We start from the raw sequence: 14,076 nt of genomic DNA, 5'->3' as shown, positions 1-14,076 counted from the left end.
GCTCCGGCGACCGTCTTGTGGTTATCGCCGTCGCCGATGCCTCAGCCGTACAGCTCGAACAGCCCGGTCACATACGCCGTCAGCCGTTCGCCCAGTAGTTCGGGGATCAGGTCCGCGCGCCCCAGTTCCCGCCACGGCACCGCGAGCTTCTCGGCGTCGGGGGAGTAGGCCAGCGCGTCCAGCAGCCGCCAGTACAAGTGCTCCTCGGCGTCGGCCGGTCGGCGTCCGCCGTGTGCCTCGTACCGCGCGCGGAACCCCAGGCCGTACGCCTCCCCGTGGAGCAGCGCGAGAGCCGTGGAGCAGTGGGCCACGTCCAGGTCGGCGGGCCCCCACGAGGTCTCCACCCAGTCGACCACCCCGCTGATCCGCAGTGTGTCGCCCGCGCCGGTGAAGAGCACGTTGCCGGGATGGAAGTCCCGGTGCAGGAAACATCCTTCGTACGTCGGGGGTTCGCGCCGGATCACGTCCACGGCCCGCTCCCACAGCGCGCCCCGGGGCGCACGGACGCGTTCGGGCGAGGTCCATGCCTGGTAGGGGCGCGGGCGGTCGGCCGGAACCACCGCGTGGATACGGGCCAGTTGGCGGGCCAGCAGGTCGACGCGCCGGTCCAGGTCCTCCTCGTCGACCCGTACGCCGCCCGGCAGCGAGGACATCAACAGCGAGGGGTGGTCGCAGTGTTCGGCGGCGGCGTCGACGGCGTGGAGCTCGGGCGTGGGTAGGTCCTCGTACGGGGCGAGCAGGGTGAGGACGGATGCCTCGCGGGCCAGCAGGCCGGCCGCGTGACGGCGGTAGAAGGGCTTCACGAACGATCGCAGCACCAGACCCGTGCCGTCGTCGAGGGTGAGCCGGCGCATCTGGGAGCTCCAGCCGCCGCGCAGGGCCGTGGACTCCCGTACGCTCCTGTCGGCCGGAAGCTGTTTGGCCACCCAGCCGCGGGTCGCGGTCCACCCCCGCTCGCCCAGTCCCACGAGTACGGCGTCGACGAACCGCGCCCGGTCGGCGGGATTTTCGCGCAGCCACAGCCCCAGCATGTGGTCGGCGTCGGGGAATTCGAGCCGGGTGAACTGGGCGCGGGCGGTGAGCGCGTCCGTGACGGCCTCGGTGACGGCGGGCGGGATGACGGCGTCCGTACCGGGTACGGCGAGGACCGCACGGCCGTCGTACCCGCGCAGCACGTCGAGCGCGGGGGCCTGCCGCCAGCTGTCCGGCGCCCGGATGATCTCGCTGAAGCGCCCGTCGCCCTCGCCGAACGGAACCCGCCAGGCCTCGGCGCCGTACACAGCGGGCGCGCACAGGCCCAGCGCCACCACGCGCCGCCCGTAGTGCCCGGCGAGATCGGCCACCGTCTGGCCACTCATGCTGAACCCGACGAGGATCAGCGGACCGTCCGCCGGCACCGACGCGTCGATGACGGAGACGGCTTGCTCGAAGCGTCGGCGCAGGCTCAGCTCCTTGAGTTCGCCCGAGCTCTCACCGTGTCCGGAGAAGTCGAGGGCGAGGCCCCGGCAGCCGCGTGCCACGAACTCCTCCAGCAGCGGGAGCAGTCGCTCCTTGTCGCCGAGGCCCGCTCCGTGCAGCAGGACGGCGGTGGCCGCGGCGCCAGGGCCGTCGTCACCGCCGCCGCTGACGCAGCTCAGTCGTTCACCGTCATGATCGTGTGCGAAGGAGGCGAGCATCCCCCATTTACCCACGCCCGCTTTTCCACTCTCCACGTACCGACGGCCCCGGCCGGGTCACAGACCCGGGGCGCCCCAGATCGGGAACCAGCGGCTGAGGTCCTGTTCGATCCGCAGATCGTCCGCGAGCGCGGCCTTGACCTGCAGTTCCAGCGCGTTGTCGCGCCGTTGGGCCTCACCGGCCAGCGGTGCGAAGGGATAGAAGGTGCCGCGCTTGTAGAGGTAGACGAGTCCGAGCCGTCGTTGCCCGGTGTCCTGGAAGCCGGCCACGGAGCAGAGCAGCTGCGGTCCGAAGCCGCTGCCCTCCAGTGCGCTGTTCACCGCGTGCAGATCACTGACCAGCGCGGGCAGATCGTCCGGGTCCCGCCGCGAGACCAGCCACGAGTACCCGTACTCGTCCCGGCTGACCTCCACCGGCGGACCCGTGCGTTCGGCATCCGCGTCGAGCAGTTCCTGCACCTCCTGGTGCGCCTGGGCGAAGGCTCCGCCCTCGACGCTCGCGAAACACACCGCTCCCGTCCCGGTCGGGGTGAACCCGGCGGCGGCCTGCAGGGTCAGGGCCGCCGACGGCAGCCCGAAGAGCTGGTCGAGATCGGGCGCGACGGCCTTGGTACGCCCGAGCAGGATGTCCAGGAACCCCATGCAGTCGGCCGCCTTTCCGGAAGGGACGAAGGGCCATGGCCCAGGACGAGCAGGGTGGGTCGGGAAGGGGCGGGCAGGAGAGTCAGGCGGTGTTTTCCGGAGTCGCCGCCTCACCCAGCTCCGCCGAGATCCTGCCCAGTTGTTCGAGCCGCTGCTCCAGGCTGGGGTGGGTCGAGAAGAGCTTCGCGATCCCGGGTTCGGCACCGAAGGCGGGCGTGAAGTAGAACGCGTTGAACGCCTGGGCCGTCCGCAGGTCCTTGGTCGGGATCCGCGCGATGTCCCCGGAGACCTTCGTCAGCGCGGACGCCAGAGCCGAGGGCCGGCCGGTGAGCAGGGCGGCGGACCGGTCGGCGGCCAGCTCGCGGTACCGGGACAGGGCCCGGATCAGCAGGAAGCTGATCGCGTACACGGCCGCGGAGACGGCCATCACCGCCATGAAGATCGCCACGGTGTTCTGGTCCTTGCGGCCGCGCCCGCCGAAGAGCTGGGAGTAGAAGGCGAACCGCACGATCAGCCCGGCGATCACCCCGAGGAACGAGGCCACGGTGATCACGGCGACGTCCTTGTGCGCCACGTGCGACAGCTCGTGCGCGAGCACGCCCTCCAGTTCGTCGGGCTCCAGGCGCCGCAGCAGCCCGGTGGTCACGCACAGGACCGCGTGATCGGCGTTCCGCCCGGTCGCGAACGCGTTCGGCATGTCGATGTCCGACACGGCGACCAGCGGCTTCGGCATGTCCGCGACGGCGCACAGCCGGTCGACGACCCCGTGCAGCTGCGGATACTCCTCGCGCTCCACGATCCGGCCGTGCATCGCGTAGAGCGCGATCCGGTCCGAGAACCAGTACTGAGCGCCGAGAACCAGGGCCGCGACGACCACGACCAGCACCCAGGACTTCAGCAGCACGATCAACGCGGCGACGAAGGCCACGTACAGCAATCCGAGCAGGAACAGCGTGACCGTCATGCGTACGGTCAACCGCGGATCGCTCCGGAACCGGCTCTGCATCTGCATCACCCCCGCAGTAAGGCACTCGTCCCGCTGTCCAGTGTGCACCTGCGGATGCCCATGAAGCGGTTCCGAACAGCCCTAGGAGGTGCAAAGGCATCCTGTGGGATTCCGGGCGGGATCTGGGGGATTCCGCCCAAGATGCTGAGTGGTCGATCGCCGACTAGCCTTTATTCGCGAGCAGCTCTTAATGAAAAGAGCCGCCATCGGAGTACGCCCGCTGCACGCGTCGGCGGTTTGAACGTACTCCCCGTACTCGGGCGAGAATCGCGCCGGACCCGCTCCGCCGCGGTCACGGCCATCTGCCATCCGTCTCGTGCCTCCGAAAGACCGCACGAGGGGTGCAAGGAGGATTCATCCATGAAGGCACAACGTGCGAGGCGCTTCTTCGCGGTATCCGCCATCGGCGTTCTGATGGCCGGAGGCGCCGCGATCGGCGCAGCAGGTACGGCCTCGGCGGCTGCCCCGGCCAAGGCCCCGACCCAAGTCTCCACCTTCGGCTGTTCCAACTGGGGTGGCCGTGGATTCGGGAACTGCGGCTTCGGCTTCAACAACGGCTTCAACGCCGGCTTCAACCGTTTCGGCTTCAACAACGGCTTCGGCTTCAACAACGGCTTCGGCTTCAACAACGGCTTCAACAACGGCTTCGGCGGTGGAGTCGTAGTCGTCGTGGTGCCCTGACGGACCACGGCTGAGGGCCGCCACCTGCAAGGTGGCGGCCCTCAGTATTTCAGGCGTCGTGATCTTCAGACGTCGATCTTCAGACGTCGATCTTTTTTAGACATCGTAGTACAGCTCGAACTCGTGCGGGTGCGGACGCAGCTGCAGCGGCGCGATCTCGTTCGTGCGCTTGTAGTCGATCCACGTCTCGATCAGGTCGGACGTGAAGACGTCGCCCGCGAGCAGGAACTCGTGGTCGGCCTCGAGGCGGTCGAGGACGGCCGGGAGGGAGGTCGGGACCTGGGCGACGCCCGCGTGCTCCTCGGGGGCGAGCTCGTAGAGGTCCTTGTCGATCGGCTCGGCCGGCTCGACCTTGTTCTTGATGCCGTCGAGGCCCGCGAGCAGCAGGGCCGAGAAGGCCAGGTACGGGTTGCCGGAGGAGTCGGGCGCACGGAACTCGACGCGCTTGGCCTTCGGGTTCGAACCGGTGATCGGGATACGCATGGCCGCGGAGCGGTTGCGCTGCGAGTACACCAGGTTGACCGGGGCCTCGAAGCCGGGGACCAGACGGTGGTACGAGTTCACCGTCGGGTTCGTGAAGGCGAGGAGCGACGGGGCGTGCTTGAGGATGCCGCCGATGTAGTAGCGGGCGGTGTCCGAGAGGCCCGCGTAACCGGCCTCGTCGTAGAACAGCGGGTCGCCGTTGGCCCACAGAGACTGGTGGACGTGCATGCCCGAACCGTTGTCGCCGAAGATCGGCTTCGGCATGAAGGTCGCGGTCTTGCCGTTGCGCCAGGCGACGTTCTTCACGATGTACTTGAAGAGCTGGAGGTCGTCGGCCGCGGCGAGCAGCGTGTTGAACTTGTAGTTGATCTCGGCCTGGCCGGCGGTGCCCACCTCGTGGTGCTGGCGCTCGACCTGGAGGCCGGACTTGGCCAGCTCCAGGGAGATCTCGGCACGCAGGTCGGCGAAGTGGTCGACCGGCGGGGTCGGGAAGTAGCCGCCCTTGTAGCGGACCTTGTAACCACGGTTGTCCTCGATGGCGCCGGTGTTCCAGGCGCCGGCCTCGGAGTCGATGTGGTAGAAGGCCTCGTTCGACTTGGTGTCGAAGCGCACGCTGTCGAAGACGTAGAACTCGGCCTCGGGGCCGAAGAACGCGGTGTCGGCGATGCCGGTGGAGGCGAGGTAGGCCTCGGCCTTCTTCGCCACGTTGCGCGGGTCACGGGAGTACTGCTCGCCCGTGATCGGGTCGTGGATGAAGAAGTTGATGTTGACCGTCTTGTCGCGGCGGAAGGGGTCGACGCGCGCGGTGGACAGGTCGGCGCGGAGCGCCATGTCGGACTCGTGGATGGCCTGGAAACCGCGGATCGAGGAACCGTCGAACGCGAGCTCCTCGGCCGGGTCGAAGGCCTCGGCCGGGATCGTGAAGTGCTGCATCACGCCCGGCAGGTCGCAGAAGCGGACGTCGACGAACTTGACGTCCTCGTCCGCGATGAACTTCTTGGCCTCGTCGGCGTTCTGGAACATCCAGCTCCTCCTACTCCCGCCCACAGTGGACCGGGGTGGTAGTTCGTTCGTGCGGCCAGTGCGGTGGCACACGCTGCAGCCGACCATAGGGATGGGGGATTTCTCCAGCGTGACCCATTTGTTTCGCCCAAGTTAACCGACCCGGGGTCGCCAGGCCCCTCCTGTCCGCATGGCAAAACGGGCGCAGTACCGTGGACGGGTGGACAACAGGCAAGCAATCGGATCGTGGCTCTCCGGACCCCGCGCGGCCCTGGAGGACGCCGGTGCCGACCTCGGATACCGGGGCGAACAGCTGGGTCTGCCGGAACAGGGCCCCGGCTCCATCGCCCGCCCCGGCCGCAGGCTGGGCGCCCTCGCCATCGACTGGGCCCTGTGCCTGTTGATCGCATACGGACTGCTCACCCACGGCTACAAGCCGGGGGCGACGGGCAACTGGGCCCTGCTCGTCTTCTTCGTCCTGGGCGTCCTGACCGTCGGCACGGTCGGCTTCACCCCGGGCAAGCGCCTCCTGGGCCTGCGGATCGTCCCCGAGGGCGGTGGCCGTCTCAACCCGCTCCGCGTCCTGCTGCGCACCGCCCTGCTGTGCGTGGCCATCCCCGCCCTGATCTGGGACCGCGACGGCCGCGGCCTGCACGACCGCATGGCCCGCACGATCGAGGTCCGGGCCTAGCGACCGGGCACGACGCCGTACGAGGACATCAGGCCGTACGGCGAGGAGTACGACGATGGGGGCGCCCGGAGTGATCCGGGCGCCCCCATCGTCGTAACGCTGCTCAGAGGAGTGTCAGCGGGCCTTCGGTCCGCCGCGCGGCATCCGCATGCCCTTGGGCATCGGACCCTTCGGAAGAGGCATGTTGCTCATCAGGTCGCCCATCGCGCGCAGCCGGTCGTTGGTGGCCGTCACCTGCGGGCCGGTCAGGACGCGGGGGAACTTCAGCATCGTCGTGCGGAGCTTCTTGAGCTCCACCTGACCCTCGCCGGAGCCCACGAGCACGTCGTGCACGGGCACATCGGCGACGATCCGCGCCATCTTCTTCTTCTCGGCCGCCAGCAGGCTCTTCACCCGGTTCGGGTTGCCCTCGGCCACCAGCACGATGCCGGCCTTGCCGACCGCGCGGTGCACCACGTCCTGGCTGCGGTTCATCGCCACCGCCGGAGTCGTGGTCCAGCCCCGGCCGATGTTGTCCAGCACGGCCGCTGCTGCGCCGGGCTGGCCCTCCATCTGTCCGAACGCGGCTCGCTCGGCCCTGCGCCCGAAGACGATCGCCGTCGCGAGGAAGGCGAGCAGGAGGCCGAGAATGCCCAGGTAGTACGGGTGGTCGATCAAGAGGCCGATCGCGAGGAAGACACCGAAGGTGACGATTCCGACTGCCGCGAGTACAAGACCGATCTTGGAGTCGGCCTTGCGAGTCATCTTGTAGGTCAGGGCGATCTGCTTGAGTCGCCCGGGGTTAGCAGCGTCCGCTGCAGTTTCCTTCCTCGCCATGCCACGAAGTCTACGTGGCCCGACAAGCGCCGACGACGGCAGTGTCCGGGCAGGCGGCGGCAGCGCCCGCACGGGGGGTCCGGCGACGGCTACGAACGCGGCGCCACGGACTCCAGCACGCGCTGCGCCTCGACCCGGTCCTTGGCGCGGCGGCGATCCTCCAGGACGGAGGCCCAGGCGTTGCGGCGGGCGGTGCGCTGACCGCTGCTCATGAGCAGCGACTCGACGGCACGGAGTGCATCGGTGAACGACGGGATGGCTGTGGCGCGTACGGGCGCGGCCTGCATGATGGAGGTCCCCCCTCGGGATGGCGGCTCTGGACGGGGCGGTACGTGGCGTAAGACCAGGGTCACTGATTGGTGTTACCAGGGCGTGACCGACCGGTCAAACACCAATGAAGCCTTGATGCGGCGGGCCTCCAGCATGACGCCGTCCTGACGCCTGTCCCCATCTGCGCGGACGGTCCGCAGCGCGGTGAATTGGCCACATTGTGAGGGGAGTTGCTTGTGCGCCGATTCACACGCGAGCGGTGGCACTGAGTGCCACCGCTCGGGTTGTACGGCGTTTTAAATTGTGTCGCCCGCACTACTCCGTACGGGTGTTCAGACCGCCTGTGAGGCGACGTACGCGCCCCGCTTCTCGATGGCCATCTGGTACAGCCGGCCGGCGCGGTACGAGGAGCGCACCAGCGGGCCCGACATGACACCGGAGAAGCCGATCTGCTCGGCCTCCTCCTTCAGCTCCACGAACTCGTGCGGCTTGACCCAGCGCTCGACGGGGTGGTGGCGCACGGAGGGACGCAGGTACTGCGTGATGGTCACCAGCTCGCAGCCCGCCTCGTGCAGCTGCGTGAGAGCCTCGCTGACCTCCTCGCGGGTCTCGCCCATGCCGAGGATGAGGTTCGACTTCGTGACCAGACCGTAGTCGCGCGCCTCGGTGATGACCTTCAGCGAGCGCTCGTAGCGGAAGCCCGGACGGATGCGCTTGAAGATCCGGGGGACCGTCTCGACGTTGTGCGCGAAGACCTCGGGGCGCGACGAGAAGACCTCGGCGAGCTGGGCGGGCTCGGCGTTGAAGTCGGGGGCGAGGAGTTCGACCTTGGTGCGGCCGGCCTCGCGCTCCGCCGTCTGCCGGTGGATCTGGCGGACCGTCTCGGCGTACAGCCACGCTCCGCCGTCCTCCAGGTCGTCGCGGGCGACGCCGGTGATGGTGGCGTAGTTCAGGTCCATCGTGACCACGGACTCGCCCACGCGACGAGGCTCGTCGCGGTCGAGTGCCTCCGGCTTGCCCGTGTCGATCTGGCAGAAGTCACAGCGCCGGGTGCACTGGTCGCCGCCGATGAGGAACGTGGCCTCGCGGTCTTCCCAGCACTCGTAGATGTTGGGGCAGCCCGCCTCCTGGCAGACCGTGTGCAGGCCCTCGCTCTTCACGAGGTTCTGCATCTTCGTGTACTCGGGGCCCATTTTCGCCCGGGTCTTGATCCACTCGGGCTTGCGCTCGATGGGGGTCTGGGCGTTCCGGACCTCCAGGCGCAGCATTTTGCGTCCGTCGGGTGCGACTGCGGACACATCGGCTCCCTGTAGCTTCGATTCTTCGGCGTACACCAGGGTACGCCCGTACGGTTCTCGGCCCCCGGGGTGGGCAACCTTGCGGACCGGGGGTGCATTCCCGGGGGTTTTCTCGCCCCCGCCGCCCCTGCCCGTCCCCTCCCCACTCGGGGGCTCCGCCCCCGAGTGCCCGACCGGCCTGAACGGCCTCGTCCGCAAACGCCGGACGGGCTGAAGGCTCTCAGGGGCGCGGAGAACTGTGCGAGCAACCCCCACTCACCCGGATTCGACCTCTGTCAGGCCGAGGCCCGTTCGACCTCGCGGGGGCGCAGGTCGGCGTTCTCCAGGACGTCGCGGAGGTGCTTCTCCGCGACCGGCAGGACCTCGGCGATGGTGACGTCGCGCCCCAGCTCGTACGCCAGGGACGTCACCCCCGCGTCCCTGATCCCGCACGGGATGATCTTGTCGAAAGAGGATGTGTCCGGATTCACGTTCAGGGCGAAGCCGTGCATCGTGACGCCCTTGGCGACCCGGATCCCCATGGCGCAGATCTTCCGGTCCTCGCGCCGCTGCCCGGCGTTGGAGGGCGCGTACTCGGGCCCGTTCAGACGGGGGTCGAACTCCTCGTCCGTCAGCCGCGGGTCGAAGTCGAGGGAGAGCCCGCCGAGGGAGGGGCGCGCGGCGACGGGATCGCCCAGGACCCAGACGCCCGCCCGGCCCTCCACCCGGCTGGTCTCGACGCCGAACTCGGCGCAGACCCGGATCATGACCTCTTCGAGCCGCCGCAGGTGCGCCACCACGTCCACCGGGCGCGGCAGCTTCTGGATCGGGTAGCCCACGAGCTGCCCGGGCCCGTGCCAGGTGATCTTGCCGCCGCGGTCCACGTCGACCACGGGCGTGCCGTCGAGGGGTCGTTCGCTGTCCGCCGTACGCCGGCCCGCCGTGTAGACCGGCGGGTGCTCCAGGAGCAGACAGGTGTCGGGGACCTCGTCCAGGAAACGGGCGGCATGCACGCGGCGCTGCTCGTCCCAGGCCTCTTGGTACTCCACGGCCTCGGCACCGAATCCCATGCGGACGAACCGCAACTCACTCACGGCAAGCGCCTCCCTAGAAGCCTCAGAACCTTCAGAACCTGTGGTGTGGCAACCGGCGGGCCCGTTGCGCGGCAGGCGAAAGAACCTTTCGTCAGGTACGTAACGCGCCCACGCCACTGTACGTCCGGGCCGTGCGCGTCAGCCCAGCGGTCAATCCTCACACGATCGGATGAATGTATGCCGATGCGTGCGATCAGGTGCTTACTCTCCGCTACATTCGCGCCGTCCATGAGGCCATAAGGGCTGCTCACAGGCAATCCGGGCACCCAGTGATGCCCGGAAGGCAGGAGACCGCACCGCAGATGACGGAACGACCCGCGCAGCGCACTCCCAATCGCCAGCTCGCCGCGCTCATCGCAGAAGCGGGGTTCTCCAACGCAGGTCTCGCCCGTCGCGTGGACCAGCTCGGACTCGAACACGGACTTGACCTGAGATATGACAAGACATCGGTGACGCGGTGGCTGCGCGGGCAGCAGCCCCGCGGCACCACGCCCGCCCTCATCGCCGAGGTGTTCACACGGCGCCTCGGCCGTCGCCTCACCGCGCAGGACCTCGGGCTCGACGCCTGCGCGCCGGTCTACGCGGGCCTCGAGTTCGCCGCGACCCCCGAGGAGGCCGTCGACATCGTCAGCGGCCTGTGGCGCAAGGACTCCGGCAGCCACGCCGAGCTCCGCAAGATCGCCTTCACCCCGGCGGGACTCGTCGTCCCCAGCCGCGACTGGCTGATCGGACGGGCCGACGACCGGGTGAGCCGCGGTGACCAGGCCGCCGCGCGCATCCCCGCCCAGGGGCGGCCCGCGGTCCCCCGCCAACGCAGCCAGACCGAACGCGGCCCCGGCCAGAAGGTCACCGGCGGGGACATCGCCGCCCTGCGCTCGGTGGGCGAGCTGTTCCGCGCCCTCGACCACGCCTACGGCGGCGGCCACGCCCGCCAGGCCCTGGTCCGCTACCTGGAGCACGAGGCCGAGCCCATGCTGCGCGGCGCGTACGGCGAGCAGACCGGCCGCCGCCTGTTCGCGGCCGCCGCCGACCTCACCCGCCTCGCCGGCTGGACCTCGTACGACATCGGCGCGCACGGGCTCGCGCAGCGCTACTTCGTGCAGGCGCTGCGGCTGTCGCAGGCGGCCGGCGACCGGGCGTACGGCTCCTACGTCCTGGTCACCATGAGCCGGCAGGCGGTCTACCTCGGCCACGGGCGCGAGGCCGTGCAGCTCGCCCGGGTCGCGCAGCAGGGCGTCGGCTCGTCCGTGCCGCCCGTCGTCCAGGCGCTGCTGCACTCCGTGGAGGCGCGCGGGCACGGCGTACTCGGCGAGGTGCGGGCCTGCACGGCGTCGCTGGTGCGCGCCGAGCGGGCCCTCGAATCCGCTCGGCCGGGGGACGAGGCCCCGCACTGGGCACGGTTCTTCGACGAGGCGCAGCTCGCCGACGAGTTCGGGCACTGCCACCGGGATCTGCAGCAGTACCGGGCCGCGGCGCAGCACGCCGAGCGCTCGCTGCAGTTGCGGGCGCCCGGCTTCGCGCGCAGCCGGCTGTTCTGCCGGGTGGTGCTCGCCTCGGCACGGCTCGGGCTCGGGGAGCTCGACCAGGCCTGCCTGTTGGGTGCCGAGGCCGCGGGGCAGGCGGCGGAGATGCGGTCGGTCCGAGCCGTCGAGTACGTACGGGACTTCGAGCGGCGGCTCGAACCGTACCGGGACGCGGCACCCGTACGGGGCTACCGGGATCGGGTGGCGGCCCTGGGCTGACTCAGGCCGCCGTTTCCAGAGGCTCCTCCGTCGCGGCCGGACGGGCGTCCAGGTCCATCAGGAGGGCGTGGGCGGCCCGGCGGCCCGAATGCAGGGCGCCCTGGACCGTGCCGGTGTCCCGGTGGTCCCCGCAGACGTACAGGCCCGCCAGGAGGCGCACAGGACGGCGCAGGTCGTGCGGCGGGGGCATCGCGGGGACCGCGTCACGGGTGTGGTGGACCGCGAGGAGTTCCCAGCGGGTCGTCGACGTGCCGTAGAGACGGGCCAGTTGGGCGCGGACCGCGGTGTCCAGATGGGCGGCGGCCGGGGGAGTGCCCAGCACCGTCGAGGAGACGAGCGCCCGTCCGGCGGGGGCGCGGGAAGGGTCGACCTGGCTGATGACCGCGGTCTGCGCCACCGGGCCGCTCCGGTCGGCGTCCAGCAGCAGGGCCGGGTCGGTCAACGGCGGCTCGTCCGTGGTGTGGTGCAGGACCGTCACCGGATGGAAGGCCGGGACGCGCAGACCGGGCAGCAGCCGGGCCGCGGCGCGGGCTCCGGTCGCCAGCAGGATGGCCCGGCAGCTGAGTTCGCCGTGGTCCTTCGTCGTCACGGTGGTCGTGGAGACCGCAGTGACCTCGACGCCGGTGTGGACGGTGCCCGGGGGCAGGGAGGCCGCCAGGAGCTCCGGCAGGGTGTCCGCGCCGCCCTCCGGCAGACACAGCCGCCCCGACGCGAACGAATGCAGGGCCAGGTCGGCGGCGCGGCTGGAGGTGGTGAGGGCCGGGTCGCACAGGAGTGCGGCGAGCAGGGGGCGCAGAAAACCGTCGACCGCGCGGGGCGGCAGACCACGGGTGGTCAGCGCCTGTGCGGTGGGGAGGTCGGGGCGGGTGAGGAGGCGTTCGGGTGGTGTGACGGCGAGGCGGGCGAGGGCGGTGGCCAGCCGGGTCTGGTCGAGGTGGCCGCCGAGGGGGCCGGGGCGGGAGGACTGGCTCCGGGGGAGACGGGGGGCGCTCGCGAGGGCGCGTGCTGCGGTGAGTGCGCCCCTTGCGCTCCGGGGGGTGGTGGGGGCGGCGGCTCGGTGGTGACGGCCGTCGCTGTGCAGCAGCACGCCCGGGGAGAACGGGCGCAGGGCCAGGGTGTTCAGGCCCGGGGTGCGGTGCAGTTCGGGGTACGACGTGGACAGGAGCCGACCGATGCGGTCGAGCCGGAAGCCGTCCACCTTCTCCGTCGTCATGCGGCCGCCCACGGTGGGGGCGACCTCCAGAACCTTCGTCGTGAGGCCTGCCCTGGCCAGGTGCTGGGCGGCCGCGAGTCCCGCGGCTCCGGCCCCGACGATGACGACGTCCACGTCCGCCTTGCTTACGGGCTCTAGCACGTACCCCTCCTCGAGGTTGCGCGGCCGGTGGGAACGTCATGCCCCCAACCTGCCCTGGGGATACCCGAGTTCGGGTCGAGGGTAGGTGCGTCCGGGGCCGTGGACAGTCGCGCGTCGGGCGTGCACGGTCGCATGGGGGTGCACGGATTCTTCGTCCGCGGGTGAGCGGGGGCCGTTCGCGCAGCTCCCCGCGCCCCTGGGGCGGGGCCCCGCCCCGCATCCCCGGGCGCCCGGACTGGTTCGACTGCGGGCCGGTGGGGGTTGCTCGAGCAGTTCCCCGTGCCCCTGAGAGCCTTCAGCCCGTCCGGCGTTTGAGGATGAGGCCGGTCGGGGGTTCAGGGGCGGAGCCCCCATGGGGGGAAGGGACGGGCAGGGGCGGCGGCGAGGAACGTTCTTCAGTGCAGCGCCGCTCGCAACGCTCCCTCGATCGACGGGAAGGCGAAGGTGAAGCCGGAGGACAGCAGGCGGGTGGGGCGGACGCGTTGGCTGCCCAGGATGTCGCCGGACATGCCGCCGAGGGCGAGGCGCAGGAGAGGAGCCGGGGTGGGGAAGACGGTGGGCCGATGCAGGACGCGCCCCATCGCCTCGGTGATCTCCCGGTTGGTGAGGGGCGTCGGCGCGGTGAGGTTCACCGGCCCGGACAGCGACGACGTGTCGATGAGATGCCGGATCGCGGCCACCTCGTCATGCAGGGAGATGTAGCTCCAGTACTGGCGGCCGTCCCCCATCCGCCCACCGAGCCCCGCTTTGAAGAGCGGAAAGAGCTTCCCCCACGCCCCGCCCTCACGGGCCACCACCAGCCCCGTACGGGCGAAGACGGTACGGACACCCGCCTCCCGCGCCGGTGCCGCCGCCCCCTCCCACGCCACGCACACGGAGGGAAGGAATCCCTCCCCGGGCGGTGCCGACTCGTCCACCACCCGGTCGCCCGTCTCGCCGTAGAACCCGATCGCACTCCCGTTGACGAACACCCGTGGCCGCTCGTCGAGGGAGGCCACCGCCGTGGCCAGCGTCGCCGTCCCGCGCACCCGGCTGTCCAGGATCTTCCGCTTGTACGCCTCCGTCCACCGCTGCGAAGCGACCCCCGCCCCCGCGAGATTGACGACCGCCGCGCACCCGGCGAGCCCCGCGGCGTCCATCCGTTGCCCGTCCGGATCCCACCGCACCTCGTCCTTCCCGCGGGGCGCACGCCGTACGAGGCGGACCACCTCGTGTCCGTCCGCGGTCAGGGAGCGCGTCAGTGCCGAACCGATCAGGCCGGACGCGCCGGCGATCGCGACACGGGACCTACGGGAATCCGGGGCGAGCGGTGAGTCGTTCATGCGCCCATCCTGCCGCGCGC

At 70.5% G+C, this 14,076-nt stretch carries 12 protein-coding genes and 1 pseudogene; 3 read left to right on the top strand and 10 right to left on the bottom strand.

Features of this window, described 5'->3' with window-relative positions; all coding sequences use genetic code 11:
* Positions 1-41: 41 nt before the first annotated feature.
* The 3 genes from AAFF41_RS15455 to htpX all read right to left on the bottom strand — a co-directional run bounded on the left by AAFF41_RS15455 (position 42) and on the right by htpX (position 3,324).
* Positions 42-1,676, bottom strand: coding sequence for a phosphotransferase (locus AAFF41_RS15455; protein WP_319743531.1), 1,635 nt, complete (start codon positions 1,674-1,676; stop codon positions 42-44).
* A 57-nt stretch (positions 1,677-1,733) separates the two neighbouring features.
* Positions 1,734-2,318, bottom strand: a complete 585-nt coding sequence (gene pspAB, locus AAFF41_RS15450) for a PspA-associated protein PspAB (protein ID WP_054229274.1) — start codon at positions 2,316-2,318, stop codon at positions 1,734-1,736.
* Between the two features lie 82 nt (positions 2,319-2,400).
* On the bottom strand, positions 2,401-3,324 hold the full coding sequence (gene htpX, locus AAFF41_RS15445) for a zinc metalloprotease HtpX (RefSeq protein ID WP_054229287.1): 924 nt from the start codon (positions 3,322-3,324) through the stop codon (positions 2,401-2,403).
* Positions 3,325-3,684: 360 nt separating this feature from the next.
* On the opposite strand from htpX, the gene AAFF41_RS15440 reads away from it, so the two are divergent.
* The gene (locus AAFF41_RS15440) at positions 3,685-4,005 is read left to right on the top strand and encodes a hypothetical protein (protein ID WP_319743529.1); all 321 of its coding nucleotides are present in this window, start codon (positions 3,685-3,687) and stop codon (positions 4,003-4,005) included.
* A 96-nt stretch (positions 4,006-4,101) separates the two neighbouring features.
* Here the strand turns inward: AAFF41_RS15440 and glnA are convergent, their stop codons facing one another.
* Positions 4,102-5,511 carry a type I glutamate--ammonia ligase gene (gene glnA, locus AAFF41_RS15435; protein WP_319743527.1) on the bottom strand — a complete coding sequence of 470 codons (1,410 nt, stop codon included), beginning with the start codon at positions 5,509-5,511 and terminating at the stop codon, positions 4,102-4,104.
* Between the two features lie 199 nt (positions 5,512-5,710).
* On the opposite strand from glnA, the gene AAFF41_RS15430 reads away from it, so the two are divergent.
* Complete coding sequence (locus AAFF41_RS15430; RefSeq protein ID WP_319743525.1) at positions 5,711-6,181, top strand: RDD family protein; 471 nt, start codon at positions 5,711-5,713, stop codon at positions 6,179-6,181.
* A 114-nt stretch (positions 6,182-6,295) separates the two neighbouring features.
* Here the strand turns inward: AAFF41_RS15430 and AAFF41_RS15425 are convergent, their stop codons facing one another.
* The 4 genes from AAFF41_RS15425 to lipB form a co-directional block, all read right to left on the bottom strand.
* Complete coding sequence (locus tag AAFF41_RS15425) at positions 6,296-6,997, bottom strand: DUF4191 domain-containing protein (RefSeq protein ID WP_067363458.1); 702 nt, start codon at positions 6,995-6,997, stop codon at positions 6,296-6,298.
* Between the two features lie 89 nt (positions 6,998-7,086).
* Positions 7,087-7,284: an SCO2195 family GlnR-regulated protein gene (locus AAFF41_RS15420; RefSeq protein WP_343324081.1), complete on the bottom strand. Its 198-nt coding sequence runs from the start codon at positions 7,282-7,284 to the stop codon at positions 7,087-7,089.
* Between the two features lie 315 nt (positions 7,285-7,599).
* Entirely contained in the window at positions 7,600-8,565 is a 966-nt protein-coding gene (gene lipA / locus AAFF41_RS15415; RefSeq protein ID WP_054229279.1) for a lipoyl synthase, read from the bottom strand.
* Between the two features lie 275 nt (positions 8,566-8,840).
* A complete protein-coding gene (gene lipB / locus AAFF41_RS15410) occupies positions 8,841-9,638 on the bottom strand; it encodes a lipoyl(octanoyl) transferase LipB (protein ID WP_054229280.1) in 798 nt (265 codons plus the stop codon).
* Between the two features lie 302 nt (positions 9,639-9,940).
* Here lipB and AAFF41_RS15405 point away from each other — a divergent pair, with 302 nt between their 5' ends.
* Positions 9,941-11,380: an NsdA family TPR-like regulatory protein gene (locus tag AAFF41_RS15405; protein WP_054229281.1), complete on the top strand. Its 1,440-nt coding sequence runs from the start codon at positions 9,941-9,943 to the stop codon at positions 11,378-11,380.
* 1 nt (position 11,381) lies between these two features.
* Here AAFF41_RS15405 and AAFF41_RS15400 read toward each other — a convergent pair.
* Together AAFF41_RS15400 and AAFF41_RS15395 are read right to left on the bottom strand one after the other, a co-directional pair.
* Positions 11,382-12,740 (bottom strand): annotated as a pseudogene (locus tag AAFF41_RS15400) (NAD(P)/FAD-dependent oxidoreductase); the annotation flags it as partial.
* A 389-nt stretch (positions 12,741-13,129) separates the two neighbouring features.
* Positions 13,130-14,056, bottom strand: a complete 927-nt coding sequence (locus AAFF41_RS15395) for a TIGR01777 family oxidoreductase (protein WP_319743521.1) — start codon at positions 14,054-14,056, stop codon at positions 13,130-13,132.
* Between the last annotated feature and the right edge of the window lie 20 nt (positions 14,057-14,076).

This window comes from Streptomyces mirabilis (assembly GCF_039503195.1).
In the GTDB taxonomy this organism is placed as follows: Bacteria; Actinomycetota; Actinomycetes; order Streptomycetales; family Streptomycetaceae; genus Streptomyces; species Streptomyces mirabilis_D.
Note: the sequence above shows the minus strand (reverse complement) of the source record. Positions and strands in the feature narration are given on the sequence as shown.

What these genes read in the sequence shown, in the direction of transcription:
- AAFF41_RS15425 (WP_067363458.1), bottom strand. Translation starts at nt 6,997, where the DNA reads ATGGCGAGGAAGGAAACTGCAGCGGACGCTGCTAACCCCGGGCGACTC.
- AAFF41_RS15440 (WP_319743529.1), top strand. Translation starts at nt 3,685, where the DNA reads ATGAAGGCACAACGTGCGAGGCGCTTCTTCGCGGTATCCGCCATCGGC.
- htpX (WP_054229287.1), bottom strand. Translation starts at nt 3,324, where the DNA reads ATGCAGAGCCGGTTCCGGAGCGATCCGCGGTTGACCGTACGCATGACG.
- AAFF41_RS15420 (WP_343324081.1), bottom strand. Translation starts at nt 7,284, where the DNA reads ATGCAGGCCGCGCCCGTACGCGCCACAGCCATCCCGTCGTTCACCGAT.
- AAFF41_RS15395 (WP_319743521.1), bottom strand. Translation starts at nt 14,056, where the DNA reads ATGAACGACTCACCGCTCGCCCCGGATTCCCGTAGGTCCCGTGTCGCG.
- glnA (WP_319743527.1), bottom strand. Translation starts at nt 5,511, where the DNA reads ATGTTCCAGAACGCCGACGAGGCCAAGAAGTTCATCGCGGACGAGGAC.
- pspAB (WP_054229274.1), bottom strand. Translation starts at nt 2,318, where the DNA reads ATGGGGTTCCTGGACATCCTGCTCGGGCGTACCAAGGCCGTCGCGCCC.
- AAFF41_RS15455 (WP_319743531.1), bottom strand. Translation starts at nt 1,676, where the DNA reads ATGCTCGCCTCCTTCGCACACGATCATGACGGTGAACGACTGAGCTGC.
- AAFF41_RS15405 (WP_054229281.1), top strand. Translation starts at nt 9,941, where the DNA reads ATGACGGAACGACCCGCGCAGCGCACTCCCAATCGCCAGCTCGCCGCG.